Raw genomic sequence first — 16,845 nt, 5'->3', positions numbered from 1 at the left:
GGGCAGCACCCGCTGCCCCCGGCGGTCCAGGCAGTGCAGCAGCCTCGGATCGTCGGCCTGATGGTTGTGCCCTGAGCTGGACCTTGAGCCTGGAGAGCCGAGAATGCTGCTGCCGAAGATTGCCCCCAAAAGGGGCACACTCCCCCACCGCCACCCCTCCTTGGACGTCGATGCCGGCGCCCTGCTGCTCCCGCCGCACAGACGCCCGGCGGTCCGGTCCGAAGTCTCCGCACCGCAAGGGCTGAACTCACAGCAATGGGTCAGCCTCGGCGGAGCGCCAGTGAAACTTATGGAGTTCGATCCCGCCATACGCGAGATCCTTGACCGCACGACGATAACCGGCGCGAAACCGCTCGGCGTCTGTTCGGCCAATCTCGACCATATCCGGCACTTCGGCGTGGGCAGCCGCTGGCGCGGCATCCTGGACCAGCCTTCACCGGTGGAATGGCTGACGTTGATCGATGGTGCGCCGCTGGTGTCGGAAGCCGGGCGCTTGACGCACCATCGGTGGCCGCGGCTCGCAGGCAGCGATCTGGTGGGCCCCTTGCTGGATGAGGCTGAACGCCGTGGCCTGCGCGTGGGCTTCCTGGGCGGGACCGAGGAGGCGCAGCAGCTCATCCGGAAGAAGTTCGCGGTGGAGCGTCCTGGTTTGACAGTTTCCGGGTGGTGGGCGCCGGAGCGCCCAGTGCTGGCCGATCGGAAAGCCTCGAAGCAACTGGCAGCGGACATAGCTGCCAGCTCCACGGACATCTTGGTGGTGGGATTGGGGAAGCCCCGGCAGGAATTGTGGATTGCTGAATACGGGAACCTCTGCGGGGCCAAGGTAATGCTCGCGTTCGGGGCTGTTGTGGACTTCCTGGCCGGCCGGGTGAGGCGTGCACCGGCCTGGGTGGGCGCCCATGGCCTCGAGTGGGCATGGCGTTTGATGCTGGAGCCCCGCAGGTTGGCCCGACGATATGTGGTGGAGGGGCCTGGGGCATACCTCAAGCTTCGACGGTCCAGCAGTGCAACGCTGCCTTCTTTGGTGCCCGCTGTGGCGCAAGCCTTCCCGGAGCACGAGCCCAGCCGTGTTCCGGGAGCCTTCTTACCTGCCGAGGCCGCAGCGAAGATTGCCGTGATCGTGGTGACGTACAACAATGCCGACGATGTCGGGCCCTTGCTGGCGAGCCTTCGCAAGGAAACCGTGGAGCAATCCATCAAGGTGGTGGTGGCCGACAACTCCCCCGACGGCCGTACTTTGGCAGAACTGGCGCGGCACCTGGACGTAGTGACCCTCGCGACGGGCGGCAACCTCGGATACGCCGGCGGCATCAACGCGGCGATGCGGGTCGCCGGTCCTGCTGACACCTACCTCATCCTGAACCCAGATCTCCGGGTGGAGCCCGGCGCGTTGGCTGCCATGCGCAGGAGGATGGCAGCGTCCGGTGCAGGAATGGTGGTTCCGGTCCTGTTGGACGATGACGGCAGCGTCTACCCTTCCCTGCGGAGGGAGCCGGGATTCCTGCGAGCGCTGGGGGACGCGGCATTTGGCAGCCATGTGCCTGGGCGGCCGGGGTGGTTGTCCGAGATGGATTGTGCGCCGGAGAGTTACCAGCATGCTCATTGTGTTGAATGGGCCACGGGGGCGGCGTTGTTGATCAGGGCGGACGTGGTGAAGGAGGTTGGTGAGTGGGATGAGCAGTTCTTCCTGTACTCGGAGGAAACGGACTATTGCCGACGCGTCCGGGAGTCCGGCCGTTCCATTTGGTTTGAACCTTCTGCCCGGATGTGGCACGAACGCGGAGGGTCGGGGACGTCGTCGCAGTTGACGGCGCTAATGTCGGTCAACCGTGTGCGTTACGCGGCCAAGTATGGAGGGTCGGCCCGGTTGGTGGCTTTCAGGGCTGTGGTTCTGTCGTCGGATCTTGTTCGGCTCCACAGGCCTGGGCACCGTGAGGCGCTACTGGCCGTGGCCAGCCGTCGGCGATGGGGTTCTTTGCCCAAGGCCTCGCGGAACAACGAAGCCTCGCGGAACAATGAATTCGGTGGGACTCTCCCGTCAGGGGCCGTGATCATTCCGGCGCACAACGAGGCGGCGGTCATCGCCAGGACGTTGGATTCGCTGCGTGAGGTCAGTGGTTGGGGCTCCGTTGAGGTGGTTGTGGCGTGTAACGGCTGTACGGACGATACCGCGGCCATCGCGTCGGGCTATGAGGGCGTCCGTGTCCTTCAGGTGGAGGAAGCGTCCAAGACTGCGGCGCTGAATGCTGCTGACCTGGTGACCCAACGCTGGCCCCGTCTCTACCTGGATGCTGACATTGAGGTCACGGCCGGGGCGATCGGCGCGGTGTTCGCGGCGCTTGACGGTGGTTCCCTGTTGGCGGCCCGTCCGGGGTTCCGTTACGACGCTTCCGGTGCTTCGGCGCTGGTCCGTTCGTATTATCGGGCCAGGAGCAGGATCCCTGCCAACGCGCGGGGTCTTTGGGGTGCGGGGGCTTATGCCCTCAGCAGGGCCGGGCACGATCGTTTGGGCACGTTTCCACCGCTGACCGGGGACGACTACTACGTGGACCGGCTCTTCGAGGCGGAGGAGAAGGCAGTGCTTGCCACCGAACCGGTGGTGGTCCGGACGCCGCGAACGTCGGCTGCGTTGCTGGCAATCCTTCGGCGCACGTACCGCGGGAACGCCCAGCAGGATGTGGTGGATGCTGGTGGGACGACGACCCGGACCTTTGGCGAGTTGCTGTTGTCCGTGCGGGGTCCGCTGACTGCTGTTGACGCCGCCGTCTACGCTGTCTTCGCCGGTCTCGGCCGCCGTCGTCCGCTGTTGCTGCGTAAGCCGGCAACCGCTTGGGAGCGGGACGAGACCAGCCGGTAGTCAGAAGCCGCAGCTTCCGCCGCCTTCGATGCGGTAGAGGTGGACGGCGTTGCCGTCGGCGAAGGCGTCCGTGAAGGTGCCGTCGGTGATGGGGATGGTCCGGTTTTCATCGATGACGACGGCGGAGCTGCCGCCGCAGCGTAGGTGGAATGCTGCCTTTCCGCCGGTCTTCTTGTTGGCGCCGGCGAAGACGTAGGTTGTGCCGTCGTGGAGTTTCGTGGCGACGTCCACGGGGCCGGTTGCTGTGGTGGCGCCGTCCAAGAAAGGTGCGTTCAGGACGGGAGCGAGTTCGGTGATTTGTTGGTTGAGGGCTCCCACGGTGGGCCGCACGTTGGCGCCGCAGTCCCGCAGGACGTGCTGGGAGATGCATTCGCTGCCGAAATTGTGGTTGAAATAGATGACTCCCCGGGCGCCGTGGATGAGGCTGCTCCAGACGGCTGCCCTGATTTCGGGGGCGGTGATGGTGGTTGCTCCGGGTGAGTCCTTGAAGGGGTGGCCCGCTTCGACGAAGGCCCATACGGGGCTGATTGGACCGGGAGCGTGGAGCTTGCGGACCCGATCGATGGTCCACCCATAGTTGGCCGCGAGCCGGCACTCGTCCTCTGTGAGGTCCCGGGTGTAGCCGTTGAGGGCTCCCCCTTCGCCTTTGGCGCAGATATTGGGGTCCGTGAACCAGTAGGTGTCAGCCGAGACGACGTCCTGGACCCCTGTAAAGAAGACCTGCGACTCTTCGTCGGACAGCCAGAAGGCGACGCCTTTGCCGTAGTTGGCGTACAGCATGGCCCCTTGTGGTGCCACGGCTCGTCGCTCCTTCTGGACGGTGTAACCGCACTTGCTTTCTTCCGGAACACAGAGTGGTCCTTCGCCGGGGTATTTGCCGGTCCATGGGGCATTTCCCGGCCCCGCCCACATGTCCACTTCGTCGCTGAGGGCGAATCCGGAGGCATATTCGGACGGAAACGTCGGGATGGCATACATGCCGGACGCTTGCACCAGGTGCAGATCTGAATTGGCGGTCAGTTCGACGTAGGTGTTCAGCCCAATCCCCGTGTCCAAGGTGACGTTTCCCTTGTCCAGGACGCTTTCGAACCACACTGCAATGGGAAAGAACGAAGGGTCCGAGGGGAGGCCGTCCTTGAATTTGGCATAGAAGTCCGGCCCGCCGTCCACGGGGCGGATCACCACTCCTTCATAGGATGCGGTTGGGGGTGCGGGGCTGGATGCAGTGTTACTGGGCGCACCCCCGGCAAAGGGTGGCACGCCGCTGGCAGCAGCCACCGCAATGGCCAGACTGGCCACGACAGTTCCGCCTAAGATGCCCGCTGTCCTCGGTTTCACGGGAGGCCTTTCAGGCAGAGGTTTCCTTGATGGGCGACTTGCCGTTGGCGCGTGAGCGGAGGGATTGACTCAATGGTCTGTTGGCTGCGAGGAACGGGTCTGCTTCAGCTGGCTCCAGAACGTCCTGGATGGTGAGTTCGTCCATGGTTGGACCAGTCCCCGTGCCCTTACCGTTCTGGTCTGGCCCGTGCTGCCGACGGCGGGGTTTCTTCTGCTCCCCTGCCGGTGCCGCTGTTCGGGCCCGCGCCCTGGATGCTTCCAATCCGCGGGCGATGGACACTGCCCCGAAGGTCAGGACCACGCCGGCGACGAGTACGACGATCAGGGACCTGAGGCGGCTGGAGAACTGTTCGGTGGCGTTGTCCGGAGCGGCGACCATCAGCGAGGTGTACAGGTACCGTTCATCAGCGCCATTGATGGACTGGATGGCCAGGAGATCGTTCTCCAGCCGGGCTCCGAGCGCTTTGACGGTGGCTACGGCTTTCTCTTTGCTTTCCGAGGCCGCTGAAATCTCGATCAGGAAGGACGCGGGCGGGCGTTGGACTGTGAAGTCCGTGCTGAGCCCCTCTCGAAGGAGGGCGTCGCCGGTGGTGTCGTCGTTCAACCGTGTGCCCACTACTTGGGCGATCAGGGAGGAGTCCGCTGAGCGGAGGTAGGGATTATCGGTGTTCAGTGAGTTAAGGGACGGGTTCTTCTCAAGTTCCGCGGCCGAAGGGATCTTCGGGTTCACAATGGCGTAGGTGGCCTTGGCTTCGTAGGACCGTGGAGCGAAAGAGTAGACGTAGAGGGCTGCGAGCGCGGTCACCAGCAGGACAGGCAGCACGATGAATTTGTGATGCCACAACGTTTTGAAAACTGCTACCGGGTCCATGTGATCGCCTCTTCGTTCAGGGTGGAAGGTTTGACGGGAAGTCCGTTCCGGGGCGGACCGCCGGTTTCTTGGTGTGGAACTGCGGATTCCCGGAGTTCGATTTCACGGCGGACCATGGTCCATGTGCCTCCTCCGAGGCCAACAATGAACGGGTAGACCAGGGCGAACACGGGGAAGGCCATCGAGTCGAACGTCAGGGAGCAAGCGGCAGCCACGGCACCCCCTGCTGCTACGGCCCCGGCAAGGGAACGCAGTGCCGGTAAACGTGATGCCCTGGCGGCCAGGACTGACGAAGTGAAGGGAAGGACCAGGTAGGCCACCATACCGATGAAACCCACGAGCCCGAGGGTTACCAGCGAGTTGAGGTACTGGTTGTCCAGGATGTGGAGGGCGTTGTCCGGAAGATAGTTGCCAGGCCCGAGCCCAAGGAATGGAAGCTCACCGAACATCTCGGCCACCCGGGGGTAGTTGTTGGTCCGCGTTGTCAGGGAGGGGTCGCTTTGTCCAGCCGTGAAGGAGGAGGTCAGTGTTCCCACCAGGCCGGGGATGGCCACGAACAATGCGGCCATGGCTGTGGGGGCTGCAACCAAGGCCCACCGCCGTGCTACGCGGGGCAGGAAGGGGATGAACACCAGCATGCCCACCACCAGTCCGAGGACTCCTGACCGGGAAACCGTGGAGGCGATGGCGACCACCAGGAGCCCGGTCCCTGCCCAGTGCAGCCACTTGTGGCCGGTGCGGTCATAGATTCCCCGCCAGATGGACAGGGGCAGCAGCATGGAACAAACCACTGCCAGTTCGATGGAGTGAAAGGTGCTCCCCGCAACCCGTGTCATGAAGCCGCGCACCTGGAAGGCTGTGTTTCCGCCATTATCCGTGAAGCCGGGCATCGCCTCCTGGATCCACACCATGGGATTGACGCGGAACAGGAACTGGACCAGGGCGACGAGGCAGCAGAAGAATGCTCCGGCCAGGATGGCCCTTACCAATGACATGGCGTCGTTCAGGGTACGGACAGCTTCGGTGGCCACCAGGGCTATCCCCGCGCTGGCCAGGATGAGGATCAGCCACCGGTCTGCGGCGGCCTGCGCGGAAACGTTGGTGTTGCCGGTGAAGCCTGAGAAAAGAGCCACATAGGAAGCGCATGTTCCCACCCACAGGAGCCCGAGCCCCAAACGTCCGGGATGGCTGGTCCTGAAGGGGTTGTGGAGTCCAAAGAGTGCCGAACACAACCAGAACGCCAGGAGCAGGAGCGCCAGCATGATCGGTATGGTGCCGACTGCGCCTATGGGTTTGATGATCATGTTGGAGGGGAAGAAGAACACGGCGAAGGCTGCGAACTTCAGCAGCAGGCTCACGTGTCCGGCATCGCTTGTGCTTCCCACCAGGTCGTGGAGCTGGACCTCGCGGGCCGGCGGAAAGATGAGCGACCTCCTCGTGGCCCTCATGGTCGCCCACCCCATGGGGAACCACTGGGACTTTCAAGGGGCACGCCCGCGCATGATGTCTCGAGGAAACGCGCAAACGATTGGCGGGAGTCGGCCCAGCCCAGCCTTGTCCTGCCCGCGACGGCTGCTGCGCGTTCGTCGATGCCGGGAGCAGTGACCACGTCTGCGAGCGCCATGGCAAGGCCCTGAGGTGTCGCGGGGGCCCATACAGCGTCAGGGTCCGTGAGCAGCCCGGATGCGAAGGCGGCCTTGTTGAGGACGGGAACGTTTCCGGCTGCCAGCAACTCTCCGGGAACCAGCGAAATGTTGGTGAAGGAGATGGCCAAGCCGGCGATCGTCCGGTTGTACAGGGCGTTCAAATCCTGGGGGCTGAGGTTGCCGTGGTTCGTTACCGGGATGTCCCACCCAGTGACGGTATCCCCATAGATGTGGATTTCCTGTTCTGGGTGGAGGGCGTGGAAATGTTCCAGGGCCAGCTTGGCCAAGAGGTAGCCGCGCCTGTCCACTTTCTTCTTGGCGTAGTACACCACTCCTGAACGGTTGGTCCCTGGTGCGTGCTCGAGCAGCCGGTAGGTGTCTGTGGCGCAGCCGAAAGGAACCACGGCCTGTGGGGGTTCGCCGAGTTCGGACTGCATGACCTGGCCGATCATGGCCCCGAGCGCAACATTGGTCAGTCCAAGGCGGTAGCTCTCTTCGGCCAGGGCATAGAGAAACCCGCGTGGGTAGAAGTAGGGCTCGTAGTCCTGGATGAAATAGAAGAGGTGGACGCCGTCCGGAGCCTGCCCCGCAACAACGTGTGCAGTCGGCCAGGAACTCGCGACAATGGCGTCCACCCCTTCCATCCCATATGTGGCGCTGCGAACCCCGGCACGCAGCGCCGGCCAGTGGCGGCGGATAGTCTCTTCGTGACGGCTTGCGTCGTCATCATTGGGGTCATAGAGGAACAAGGTGCACTGGTGGCCCCTTTCCTCCATCTCCTCCACCATTCGGAAAAAAGTGGTGTGGCCACCTGAACCGGCGGCTGGCGGGGTACAGACCCAGCCAACCCTGAGGTTGCCGGCTTTATAGGGCGCCGGTGATGAAGGAACACGTGTCCGGGAATCCATGATGTCCGTATCACGGAGCGGAAGGTGTGGTTCTGCCAGGTTCCAGGTGTCGACGGCCGTGGCAGCCAGTTTGGCCGCTGCGGTTCGCGCCACCGGGCGCCAGCCATCGGTGCGCAGGCGTCGTGCGATGAGCTTGGCTGTTGCCAACGTCGATGGTGTCATGGCTGGCCTGCGCTTCCGGTGATATGGGAAGGCGTCGTTGCCGGTTCCTGGGGGGCGGCCCGTTTCTCGCTGAGCAGCGTGCGGATTTCAGCCACGAGGCGTTTGCCGCGGTGGAACGTCAATGCTGTGTAGATGGCTGTTCCCAGCAGTGCGCCGACGGCGAGTGCCAGGAAGGGATTTCCCATGCTGTGGGTGGCCAGCCAAGCGCCGACTCCCGCCAGGGCCGCCGCGAGCAGGGAAGGCAGACTTCCGCTGAGCAGTTGCCACGCGGAGACGCGCAGGACAGTTGTCAGGGCTTTGACATACAGGGGAATAACCACCAGGCAGGCGACGGCTGCATGCGCCACCCCTGCGCCGGCTATCCCCCACCATTGGATGCCGAAGTACAAAGCCGGAGCAAGCGTGACGAGCCACGCCACCTGGACCCAGAAGAGCCACACGGTCCGGCCGGCGCCCACGCTCAGGTCCGCGAACAGCTCCACGAGGATCCGGGTGGCACCGAAGACTCCCAGGGTGGCCAGGGCGATCCCCGCCCCGGCCCAGGCATCACCATAGGCGGTGACGATCAGCGGATACGCCAATGCGATCACCAATGCCGAGATGGGAAAGGCACAGTAGGACACTCCGGCCACGAACCTGCCGGCGAGAGCGCCCAGGGTCCCGTCCTGGAAGAGCCTGCCGAACGTGGGAACGGCAGTAGCGCGGATAACCGCCGTGATCACCGAACTTGGCAGCCCTGCCAGATTGAAGGCCAGCAGGTACAACCCCAACGCCGCAGGGTCCAGCATCCTTCCGATCAGCAGGTAGTCAATGTTCAAGGTCACGAAAACGACCAGGTTCGCCATGGCCAGCGGCATGCCCAAGCGCAGGATCTCCACAGCCACGGAGCGGTCAAACCCAGGGGCATACCGTGCGGGCGTGATGATCCAGTACCCGGCCATGGCAACCACCTGCCCGCCAACCCTGGACCAAGCCAGCGCCATGGCGCCCCAGCCGTCCAAGGCCATCGGAACCACCAGAACCAGCACGGTCAGGAGGCTGCAGACGTCGACGACGACCCGCGGCTTTTGCAGGAACTCCCGCCACACCATGGTGGACGGTACTGCGCTGATGCCCTGCAGGAGGATGGTGATCGACAGGACCTGAATCACGGGAGTCGCGGCGGGATCGTCAAAGGCCGCCGCCAAGGCCGGCGCCAAGGCGATGGCGGCCCCGGTCATGATTCCACTCGTGACCAAGGCAATGGAGAAGACGGTGGGTGCGATCCTGTCCGGATCACCATTGCCCCGAGCCAACGCGGCGGTCGCACCAAGCTCAGCCATGTTGGTGGCGATGGTTTGCACCACGATGGCCACCGCCAGCGCCCCGAAGTGTTCCGGCGCAATCATGCGGGCCACGATGATGGTGGTGGCGAACTGGACGATCCTGCCGAGGGCCATGTTCGCCCCGCCCCAGAGCGTGGCGCTCGCGGCCCGGTTGCCCAGCGTGCGGCCTTCCCCGCGGACGGTTGTCATGAAATCCCCGTCATCGCCCACACGCGCCAGCGGACACGATCCAGTTGGCTGTGTAGATAGTGGGCAGCAGCCCGACCGGTACCAGGCTTCTTGCCGCGGGAGACCTGCGTGATCCGGGCTTGTAACGCGTTTGCCCGGTGGATGTTGCCCGGAACGTCATGCAGGCACTCAATGAACTTCCGCAGTTCCGTAGCGGCCTCCGCGGAACCGCCCCCCGTGATCTCCTTGAACCCGAGCTGCACAGCTTCCTTGCTCAAGGCGCGCTTGGCCCGCTGCAGTTGCTTGGCCCGTTTTTCCGGGGAACAAGGGAACCGGGGATCCTCAAGGACGCGGAAGGCGTCAAGCCTGTGCCGTAGGTCCACAGCGGCAGCTGCGAACTCGGTTTGGTGCATGTTGGCCCCGTGGACACGATAAAACGCCTGGACCCGTCCGTTGATCCGTCCCACGTCCCAGCGAGCGGCGGCACGCAACCAATACTCCAAGTCCCCGGAGTGCGGCAGTGCTGCACTGTACGCGCCGATGTCGAGTACAGCCGCTGTCCTCATCACCACTTCCGGGGAGAGGATGAAATTCCGTCCGCGGGCGCACGCCAAACCGATCCAGTTCATCCCGCCCCACACCGTCCAGGTGGTGCGCTCATGCAAGGGAACAGGCGGGGGCTGGTCAGTGAAGTCCTTCGGCAAGCCGTAGACCATACCCACCCGGGGATGGGCTTCCATCAAAGCAGCTGCCCGGGACAAGGCCCCTGGTGCTATGAGGTCGTCCGCCGAAAGCAGCGTGACGTAGCGGCCCCCGGCCCGGGAAAGCCCATCGTTGTAGGTCGCGATGTGTCCCTGGTTCCGTTCGTGGTGGACCACAGTAATGCGCCGGTCCATCGACGCCAAACGCCATGCCACGGCCGCACTGCCGTCAGTGGAGGCGTCATCGACCACTATGACCTCCACCTCCACGCCGTCCTGGGACAACGCGCTCTCCACGGCGTCAGGCAGGTACCGGCCATAGTTGTAGCAAGGAATTACCACGGTCACGCTGGGCCGGTCCGCTGTGGGCACTGGGCGCATCAGTTTCACTGGACTCCCTCCAGTGCAGGAGAATTGCCCCGCCGGATGACCCGAGCCGGGACACCTGCCCAGGTCTCGTCCTCGGGGACATCATTAAGGACCGCAGCACCCATCCCAATGGTTGCCTTCGCGCCGATGGATCGGCGCTCGCGGACGCTGGCATTCATCCCGATGTAGGCCGCACGGCCGATGTGTACGTTTCCGCCCAGGGACACCCCGGAGGCGAACGTTGCAAAGTCACCGATCACGTCGTCGTGTGTGAACGTGACGCCAGGCATCGCCACCACGTGGGAGCCGATGGTGACCGAAGCGGTCATGCTGACATGCGCCAGGAGGATGCTTCCCCTGCCGATCTCGCATCCTTCGGGAACATTGACGGACGGATCGATCGCTGTCGCATACCGGTCTTCGGCAAGCCCCAGAGAGCGCAGCCGCATCACGACGCTCTCCCGGCCGGTTCCGGATCCAATGCACACGAGCAGGAGCGCGTGGGGGAATTTCAGGGCGTCCCGGACGGGACCCAGCACGTGTGCGCCGTCCACCACGCGCCCGAGTTTGTCCTCGTCGTCGTCGAGGATGCCGATGACATCGAACGGGCCGCTGCTCCGGACCATGGCAAGCACCTCGCGGGCGAGGCCGCTGGCGGCGATCAGGAGGAGTTCGCTCATCGTCCCAGTCCTGCCGCGCGAAGCACTGAATCGATGACACGGACCTGGTCGCCCAAGGCGAGCTGGTGGTAGAGGGGCAGGATGAGGGTGTGGTCCGTCAGCCATTCGGTGGCGTCCAAAGAGGCGGCGCCAGTGTCCCGTCCGGCGTAGGCCGGTTGCCGGTGGGCAGCCATGATCCCGCGGCGGGCGGAGATCCCGTCTTCTGCCAAGCGGGTCATCAAGGCGTCCCTTCCCATCGGGAACCCGGGACCGACCCCCAGCCAGCAGGACTGGAAATTGCTGATGCCGTAGTCCGGGTCGCTGACCAGCCGGAGGCCTTCGATACCGGCAAAGGCGTTCGCATAGGTGGCCGCGAGTTCCCGCCGCCGACGGACAGCCTCGCGGAGCCGACCCAACTGGACGATTCCGACGGCGGCCTGAAGGTCGGTCATGCGGTAGTTGAAACCGACTTCGAGATACTCTTCGGCGGGTGCGAGGATGCTGGCGTGGCGGTCAGTAGCTGAGACGCTCATGGAATGTTCCCGGAGGCGCCTTGATCTGTCCGCAAAGTCTTGGCGTGAGGTGGAGAGCATGCCGCCCTCGCCGGTGGTGAGGATTTTGCGCGGGTGGAAGGACCACGCAGCCACTTCCGCGCCCGCTCCAACGGGCAGGCCATGATAGCGGGAACCAATGGCACACGCCGCGTCTTCCACCACCGTGATACCGAGGGGATCGCACAGCGCCCGGACTGGGCCAAGATCCACGGGCACCCCACCCTGGTCGACGGCGATCACCGCAGTGGTCGCCGGAGTCAAAGCGGCACGGATGGTTTCTGCTGTCACGCAGCCGGTCACAATGTCCACGTCGGCAAACACCGGACGCGCTCCCACATATGTTGCCGCGTTCGCAGTGGCAATGAAGGAGAACGACGGCACCACAACGTCATCCCCGGGTCCTATGCCTGCAGCGGCGAGCGCCAAGTGCAGCGCGGACGTGCAGCTGGAGGTCGCCACGGCGTAACCCGCCTGTTGTTCCATGGCAAAGGCTTCCTCGAACTGGCGAACCTTGGGTCCCTGGGCGACCCACCCGGAGGCGATCACCTCGGCCACTGCTTGCGCTTCCTCTACGCCGAGCCATGGCTTCATGACGTCGATGCGTGCTACACGGGTCTCCGACGTTGTCATCGAGCACCAACTGCCGGCGCTTCGGGCCGGGCCGTTGTGCGGGCGGAGGCGATCTCTTCGCGAAGTGGCCGCCACCAGGACACCAACGAGCGCAGCCCATCTTCCAATCCGATGGCAGCCTCGAAGCCGAGGTCTTTCCGTGCCGCTGAGACGTCCGCCAAGCGACGGGCGACACCGTTCACTGCCCTCTCGGGGCCATGTTCCAAATGCAGGGGTGATTCCATGACCCTGAGCAGGGTGCGGGCCAGCTCGGCCAGGCTTGTCTCGGTGCCGCTGGCCACGTTGTAGGCGCCCTCCCGCACGCCGCTGACTGCGGCCAGGATGTTGGCCCTTGCGACGTCGGCTGTGTGGATGAAGTCCATGGTTTGCTGTCCATTGCCGAAAATCAGCGGAGGAAAGCCATCGACGATCCGCTCCATCCATCGGACCAATACCTCGGTGTAAAGCCCGTGCACATCCATCCGGGGCCCGTAAACGTTGAAGTACCGAAGGGCCACGTAATCCAGCCCGGACATGGCCCGGAAGCTCCTGGCCATCCCTTCGTTGAATGACTTTGCTGCGCCGTAGAAGGTGTCGTTGTTGTGGTGGTGGTGGCTTTCCCCGGTGGGAAACTCCTCCGCCATGCCATAGACGGAGGCACTGGATGCTGCGATGAGTTTGTCCACTTTCTCCTGCGCTGCTGCCTCCACCACGTTGAACGTGCCGTCCACCAGCACTTCGAGTGCCAGCCGTGGTTCCTCCGCGCATTGGGTGATGCGGATGGCCGCCTGGTGGAACACCAGGTCCTTGCCCCGGGTGAGGTCGTGGACCAGGTCTCGATCCCGCACGTCGCCCTCCACCAGCTGAACGCGTTCGCTGGCAAGGGCGGCATCCAGGTTCGCCCGGCGTCCCCGTACGAGGTTGTCCAGGACGTCAACGTGGGCAGCACCGGCGTCGAGCAGTTGGTCGACTACCGTGGACCCTATGGTTCCCGCGCCGCCGGTGACCAGCACGTTGGCGCCCAGCAGCTCTTTCACCGTGCAACCTGGAGATTGACCTCGTTGCCGGCCACCAGGGTGGATTGCCCGTCCGAACTGAGGCTTTGGGTGACGGCCTCCAGGACAGACAAAACGCGAAGTCCTGATTCGCCGCTGGTGCGGGGCATGGTGTGGTTCCGGATGGAACCTGCGAGTTCGGCCACCACCTGGCCCAGGGGCTCACGTTCCTGCAACGCGGGTGACCACGTATCGCCGAGGCGGTAGGAAATGGCCGAGGTCCGTTTGTCGGCGGCCGATCGTGGCTGGTGCTCCAGGCTGACCCCGCGGTCGTAGACGCTGATCCGCTGCTGGGGGTTGAGGTCGTCCCACACGAGGGTCCGCTTTGATCCACCGATGATCATTTGCCGGATCTTCGTGGGACTGAGCCAGTTCACGTGAATGTGCACCATGGCGTCATTGGGGAGGCCGAAGGTCAGGTGCCCCACACAGTCCCGACCCGTCCCGAGCGGGTCTGCGCCGTGCGCAGCGATTTCGGTGGGGTGCAATCCGCCTGGCAGGACAAAGTCCAGGATGGAGAGGTCGTGGGGGGCCAAGTCCCAGAAGACGTTGACATCGGGTTGGACGAGTCCAAGATTGATGCGGACGGAATCGACGTACAGGATGTCCCCCAAGGCTCCGCTGGCCACCAGTTCCTGGATCTTCAGGACCGCTGGGGTGAAGCAGTACGTATGGTCCGCCATCAGCACCAGTCCCCTGGCCTTGGCTTCCTCGACCATTTCCAAACCCTTGGCACGGCTGTCTGCCAAGGGTTTCTCCACCAGTACATGCTTTCCGGCGCGCAATGCCGTCATCACTACTCCGTGATGGGTATGCGCCGGGGTCGCTACGGCAACGGCATCCAAGTTATAGGTGTCCAGCAGTTCGTCCAGGGACTCGACGACGGCCACGCCACCTACCGTTTCGGCGAGCTTCAGGCCGCGTTCGACGTCGAGGTCGCAGATGGCCACCAGGTCCCAGTCGGGGCTGGCCTTCAGGTTCCTGGCAAGGTTGGGACCCCAATAGCCCGCCCCTACCACCGCAATGCGAAGCCTCGGCCGCACTGCGTGGCCGTTCAGTTGTCCTGATGGAACAGTTCGTATACTCATTTCCCACTCGACTTCTGTGTTGATAGCGCGGTTGTTGTTGGCTAATGCGTGGCTTTCGCTAGTAGGCCCCGGAAGGCCGGGTCATGGCCCGGAACGTCCGCCACATGATCATCAAGTCCCCCGCTATCGACCAGTTCTCCACGTAATACAGGTCCAGCCGGACAGCCTCTTCCCAGGGAAGGTCGGAGCGTCCGTTGATCTGCCACAAACCGGTGATCCCCGGTTTGATCAAAAGCCGGCGGTGCGTGTGGCGTTCGTACCCGCTGACCTCGCGGGACAACGGCGGCCTGGGACCCACAAGGCTCATGTTTCCCACCAGGACGTTCCAGAATTGCGGCAATTCGTCCAACGAGTACTTCCGCATCCACCGCCCGCATCGGGTGATCCGTGGATCGCCCCGAATCTTGAACAGGACGCCTGCCCCCTCATCCTGGCCGCCGAGGGCGTCCAGGTGTGCTTCGGCGTCAACCACCATGGAACGGAACTTCAGCATCCGGAACGTGGTTCCTTGCTTGCCGATCCGCTCTTGTTTGAACAGGACAGGTCCGGGGCTGTCGGTGCGGACAATCGCGGCGAGAAGCAGCAGGAGCGGTGCCAGGACCAGCAAAGCCACAGCGGAGACGGTGATGTCCATCAGTCGTTTGAGGGTGTGTTTGCCGCCGGAGTAGTGGGGAATGTCCACGTGCATTAACGGCAGACCCTCAACGGGCCGCCAGTGGATGCGGGGACCGGCCACATTGGTCAGTGTTGCCGCCAAGACCAATTCAGCGGCGTTCTCCTCCAGCCGCCACCCGAGCTCCTGGATGAACTGGTTGCCGCCCGGAACCGGGCCGGCAACGATCACCGCGTTGGCGCCGGTCTGACGGACGGTTTGTGCAACGCCGTAGATCGACGACAGGACAGGGACACGCAGGTGGTCCACCGCAAGGACGGTTCCACGCCGCGCGCCGGGCAGGCAGGCTCCCAGGATGTCGTAGGCGGCGCCGGACTTCCGGTTAATCTGTTTGATGACGTATCTGACGTCTTGCGGTTCGCCCACCACGATCGCGCGGGACAAACAGCGGCCTCGCGATTTTTCGTAGGTCAGCCACCGCCGGAATCCCCATCTGCTGCCTGTGAGCGCCACCAGGCCCAGCGGCAATGACACCAGGACGAATGAGCTGACGGCTTCGAGATGGAAAACCACCGCCACGAGGCCAAGGAAGCCGAAAACGCGGAAACTGGCGGAGAGCACGCGCTTGTATTCTTCGGGACCAACACCAAGTACTTTGGGATCGTGGGTCCTGTAGACCTCCAAAGCGGCCACCCAGACGATGCCCAGGATCAATCCCAGCATCAGGCGCGCCGTATGCTCGGGGCTGTCGGTGGACGGGTGCACTCCACCGACATTCATCAACAGGCCTGCAACAACGGCTGCGGCAACCACTGCGGAGTCCGCCAAGCGGAGACTGGTGGTCAGGAAGTGTGTCCAGGTTGAGCGGTCCTTGTGCTGGGTGACACCCCGCGCGCGGCGGTGGGTGACTGGCGGCATGAGGTCCACGGTGACATCCGACCTCAGCGCCGCCAGTCCCGCCTTTTCAGTCCGCTGTGCAGCAGTGGACTTGCCAATCCAGGGAGACACCGGCGGATTGACGTCGGAAACGGCTGTATCGACCGAGAAGGCTGGCCTCACGGAGGCATGGGCCGCACTTTTGGGTGCCGCTGCCTTGCCTAAACGCAAGACTGGAATTTTCACCATGTCAGCCTTCTTTGCAGACCTGCCGTTGCCTACCTATCAGTGAAGCCGCGGCGGTCAGGAGGCGCACCAGTAGTCGGTACTCAAGTTTGCGCAGGATTACCCATGTAACCTACGTGCAAGTACCTAGCTGGCATCGGCGGGACTACGTGTTTTCGGGCGTAGCGAAACGATCAAAACCCGCAGAAATCCGGGCGATTTACGCAGGGATCCTGGCGGAGGAAAGCCACAAAAAACCGGCCACCCGAAGGTGGCCGGTTGATCAGGTGCTAGTCCTCCACGATTTCGAGGTCTTCATCGAGGGCCTCGTCATCATCCTCGTCCTCGTCATCAAAGACCTGCAGCGGAGTAACCTCGGAGTAGGCCTCGTAGAGTGCGTCTTCGTAAACCTCGAAGGCGTCCGCGACGGCGAAGAACGCGGCTTCGACGTTGGGGTCGCCCTCGCCCCGCCGGGCGGATGCGGCGGCCAGATGCTCTTCAAGGGCGGCGGTCAGTGATTGAAGCGCGACACGCGGATCGATGCTCATGACTTCACGTTAGCCGGAAAAGGACGAAAATGGAGAGGGATGAGAGAACAATTTCCGGGCAGCTCCGTGGAGCGCCAACGAGACTACGCACGTCAGTACGAGTACCTCGTCCTGACAGTGGGACCTGACGATTCGCTGCCTGAAGCACGGCGCCGGCTCGCCGAACATTCCGAGTACGGCAAATGGGAACTTGAGCGCAGCGTCCTCTACCTTGGAGGCGGGCGGCGCTTCTGGCTTCGCCGAAAGGTCTATTCCGTACAGCGAACCGTCTAG

General features: G+C 63.8%; 14 protein-coding genes. 2 read left to right on the top strand and 12 right to left on the bottom strand.

The window, feature by feature from the left end:
• The first annotated feature begins 103 nt into the window (after nucleotides 1-103).
• Nucleotides 104-2,857 (top strand): WecB/TagA/CpsF family glycosyltransferase, encoded by a 2,754-nt coding sequence (locus ACR30Z_RS13000; RefSeq protein ID WP_434372961.1) that lies wholly within the window; start codon nucleotides 104-106, stop codon nucleotides 2,855-2,857.
• Here ACR30Z_RS13000 and ACR30Z_RS12995 read toward each other — a convergent pair whose 3' ends face one another.
• The 12 genes from ACR30Z_RS12995 to ACR30Z_RS12940 form a co-directional block, all read right to left on the bottom strand.
• Complete coding sequence (locus tag ACR30Z_RS12995; protein ID WP_434372959.1) at nucleotides 2,858-4,156, bottom strand: hypothetical protein; 1,299 nt, start codon at nucleotides 4,154-4,156, stop codon at nucleotides 2,858-2,860.
• A 49-nt stretch (nucleotides 4,157-4,205) separates the two neighbouring features.
• Nucleotides 4,206-5,066, bottom strand: a complete 861-nt coding sequence (locus tag ACR30Z_RS12990; protein ID WP_434372958.1) for a Wzz/FepE/Etk N-terminal domain-containing protein — start codon at nucleotides 5,064-5,066, stop codon at nucleotides 4,206-4,208.
• Nucleotides 5,054-6,514 carry an O-antigen ligase family protein gene (locus ACR30Z_RS12985; protein WP_434372956.1) on the bottom strand — a complete coding sequence of 487 codons (1,461 nt, stop codon included), beginning with the start codon at nucleotides 6,512-6,514 and terminating at the stop codon, nucleotides 5,054-5,056. The genes ACR30Z_RS12990 and ACR30Z_RS12985 overlap by 13 nt, the downstream gene beginning before the upstream one ends.
• Nucleotides 6,511-7,782 carry a glycosyltransferase family 1 protein gene (locus ACR30Z_RS12980; RefSeq protein WP_434372954.1) on the bottom strand — a complete coding sequence of 424 codons (1,272 nt, stop codon included), beginning with the start codon at nucleotides 7,780-7,782 and terminating at the stop codon, nucleotides 6,511-6,513. Before ACR30Z_RS12980 ends, ACR30Z_RS12985 begins: the two co-directional genes overlap by 4 nt.
• Nucleotides 7,779-9,296 carry an oligosaccharide flippase family protein gene (locus tag ACR30Z_RS12975; RefSeq protein ID WP_434372952.1) on the bottom strand — a complete coding sequence of 506 codons (1,518 nt, stop codon included), beginning with the start codon at nucleotides 9,294-9,296 and terminating at the stop codon, nucleotides 7,779-7,781. Before ACR30Z_RS12975 ends, ACR30Z_RS12980 begins: the two co-directional genes overlap by 4 nt.
• A complete protein-coding gene (locus ACR30Z_RS12970) occupies nucleotides 9,293-10,357 on the bottom strand; it encodes a glycosyltransferase family 2 protein (protein ID WP_434373192.1) in 1,065 nt (354 codons plus the stop codon). Before ACR30Z_RS12970 ends, ACR30Z_RS12975 begins: the two co-directional genes overlap by 4 nt.
• Nucleotides 10,358-10,362: 5 nt before the next feature.
• Nucleotides 10,363-11,025: an acetyltransferase gene (locus tag ACR30Z_RS12965; protein WP_144648283.1), complete on the bottom strand. Its 663-nt coding sequence runs from the start codon at nucleotides 11,023-11,025 to the stop codon at nucleotides 10,363-10,365.
• On the bottom strand, nucleotides 11,022-12,188 hold the full coding sequence (locus ACR30Z_RS12960; RefSeq protein ID WP_434372950.1) for a DegT/DnrJ/EryC1/StrS family aminotransferase: 1,167 nt from the start codon (nucleotides 12,186-12,188) through the stop codon (nucleotides 11,022-11,024). The genes ACR30Z_RS12965 and ACR30Z_RS12960 overlap by 4 nt, the downstream gene beginning before the upstream one ends.
• Nucleotides 12,185-13,204, bottom strand: coding sequence for an NAD-dependent epimerase/dehydratase family protein (locus ACR30Z_RS12955; RefSeq protein WP_434372948.1), 1,020 nt, complete (start codon nucleotides 13,202-13,204; stop codon nucleotides 12,185-12,187). The genes ACR30Z_RS12960 and ACR30Z_RS12955 overlap by 4 nt, the downstream gene beginning before the upstream one ends.
• Nucleotides 13,201-14,310, bottom strand: a complete 1,110-nt coding sequence (locus tag ACR30Z_RS12950) for a Gfo/Idh/MocA family protein (protein ID WP_144648280.1) — start codon at nucleotides 14,308-14,310, stop codon at nucleotides 13,201-13,203. The genes ACR30Z_RS12955 and ACR30Z_RS12950 overlap by 4 nt, the downstream gene beginning before the upstream one ends.
• 58 nt (nucleotides 14,311-14,368) lie before the next feature.
• Entirely contained in the window at nucleotides 14,369-16,048 is a 1,680-nt protein-coding gene (locus tag ACR30Z_RS12945) for a sugar transferase (protein WP_434372946.1), read from the bottom strand.
• A gap of 266 nt (nucleotides 16,049-16,314) precedes the next feature.
• A complete protein-coding gene (locus tag ACR30Z_RS12940) occupies nucleotides 16,315-16,572 on the bottom strand; it encodes a hypothetical protein (protein ID WP_434372944.1) in 258 nt (85 codons plus the stop codon).
• 39 nt (nucleotides 16,573-16,611) lie between these two features.
• On the opposite strand from ACR30Z_RS12940, the gene ACR30Z_RS12935 reads away from it, so the two are divergent.
• Nucleotides 16,612-16,845, top strand: coding sequence for a DUF5703 family protein (locus ACR30Z_RS12935; RefSeq protein ID WP_017200923.1), 234 nt, complete (start codon nucleotides 16,612-16,614; stop codon nucleotides 16,843-16,845).

This window comes from Paenarthrobacter sp. FR1 (assembly GCF_051106045.1).
GTDB classification, from domain to species: domain Bacteria; phylum Actinomycetota; class Actinomycetes; order Actinomycetales; family Micrococcaceae; genus Arthrobacter; species Arthrobacter nitroguajacolicus_A.
Note: the sequence above shows the minus strand (reverse complement) of the source record. Positions and strands in the feature narration are given on the sequence as shown.

Bases quoted from the DNA above. Each gene is read 5' to 3' on its own strand.
- ACR30Z_RS13000 (WP_434372961.1), top strand. From the start codon at position 104: ATGCTGCTGCCGAAGATTGCCCCCAAAAGGGGCACACTCCCCCACCGC.
- ACR30Z_RS12990 (WP_434372958.1), bottom strand. From the start codon at position 5,066: ATGGACCCGGTAGCAGTTTTCAAAACGTTGTGGCATCACAAATTCATC.
- ACR30Z_RS12985 (WP_434372956.1), bottom strand. From the start codon at position 6,514: ATGAGGGCCACGAGGAGGTCGCTCATCTTTCCGCCGGCCCGCGAGGTC.
- ACR30Z_RS12980 (WP_434372954.1), bottom strand. From the start codon at position 7,782: ATGACACCATCGACGTTGGCAACAGCCAAGCTCATCGCACGACGCCTG.
- ACR30Z_RS12975 (WP_434372952.1), bottom strand. From the start codon at position 9,296: ATGACAACCGTCCGCGGGGAAGGCCGCACGCTGGGCAACCGGGCCGCG.
- ACR30Z_RS12970 (WP_434373192.1), bottom strand. From the start codon at position 10,357: ATGCGCCCAGTGCCCACAGCGGACCGGCCCAGCGTGACCGTGGTAATT.
- ACR30Z_RS12965 (WP_144648283.1), bottom strand. From the start codon at position 11,025: ATGAGCGAACTCCTCCTGATCGCCGCCAGCGGCCTCGCCCGCGAGGTG.
- ACR30Z_RS12960 (WP_434372950.1), bottom strand. From the start codon at position 12,188: ATGACAACGTCGGAGACCCGTGTAGCACGCATCGACGTCATGAAGCCA.
- ACR30Z_RS12950 (WP_144648280.1), bottom strand. From the start codon at position 14,310: ATGAGTATACGAACTGTTCCATCAGGACAACTGAACGGCCACGCAGTG.
- ACR30Z_RS12945 (WP_434372946.1), bottom strand. From the start codon at position 16,048: ATGGTGAAAATTCCAGTCTTGCGTTTAGGCAAGGCAGCGGCACCCAAA.
- ACR30Z_RS12940 (WP_434372944.1), bottom strand. From the start codon at position 16,572: ATGAGCATCGATCCGCGTGTCGCGCTTCAATCACTGACCGCCGCCCTT.
- ACR30Z_RS12935 (WP_017200923.1), top strand. From the start codon at position 16,612: ATGAGAGAACAATTTCCGGGCAGCTCCGTGGAGCGCCAACGAGACTAC.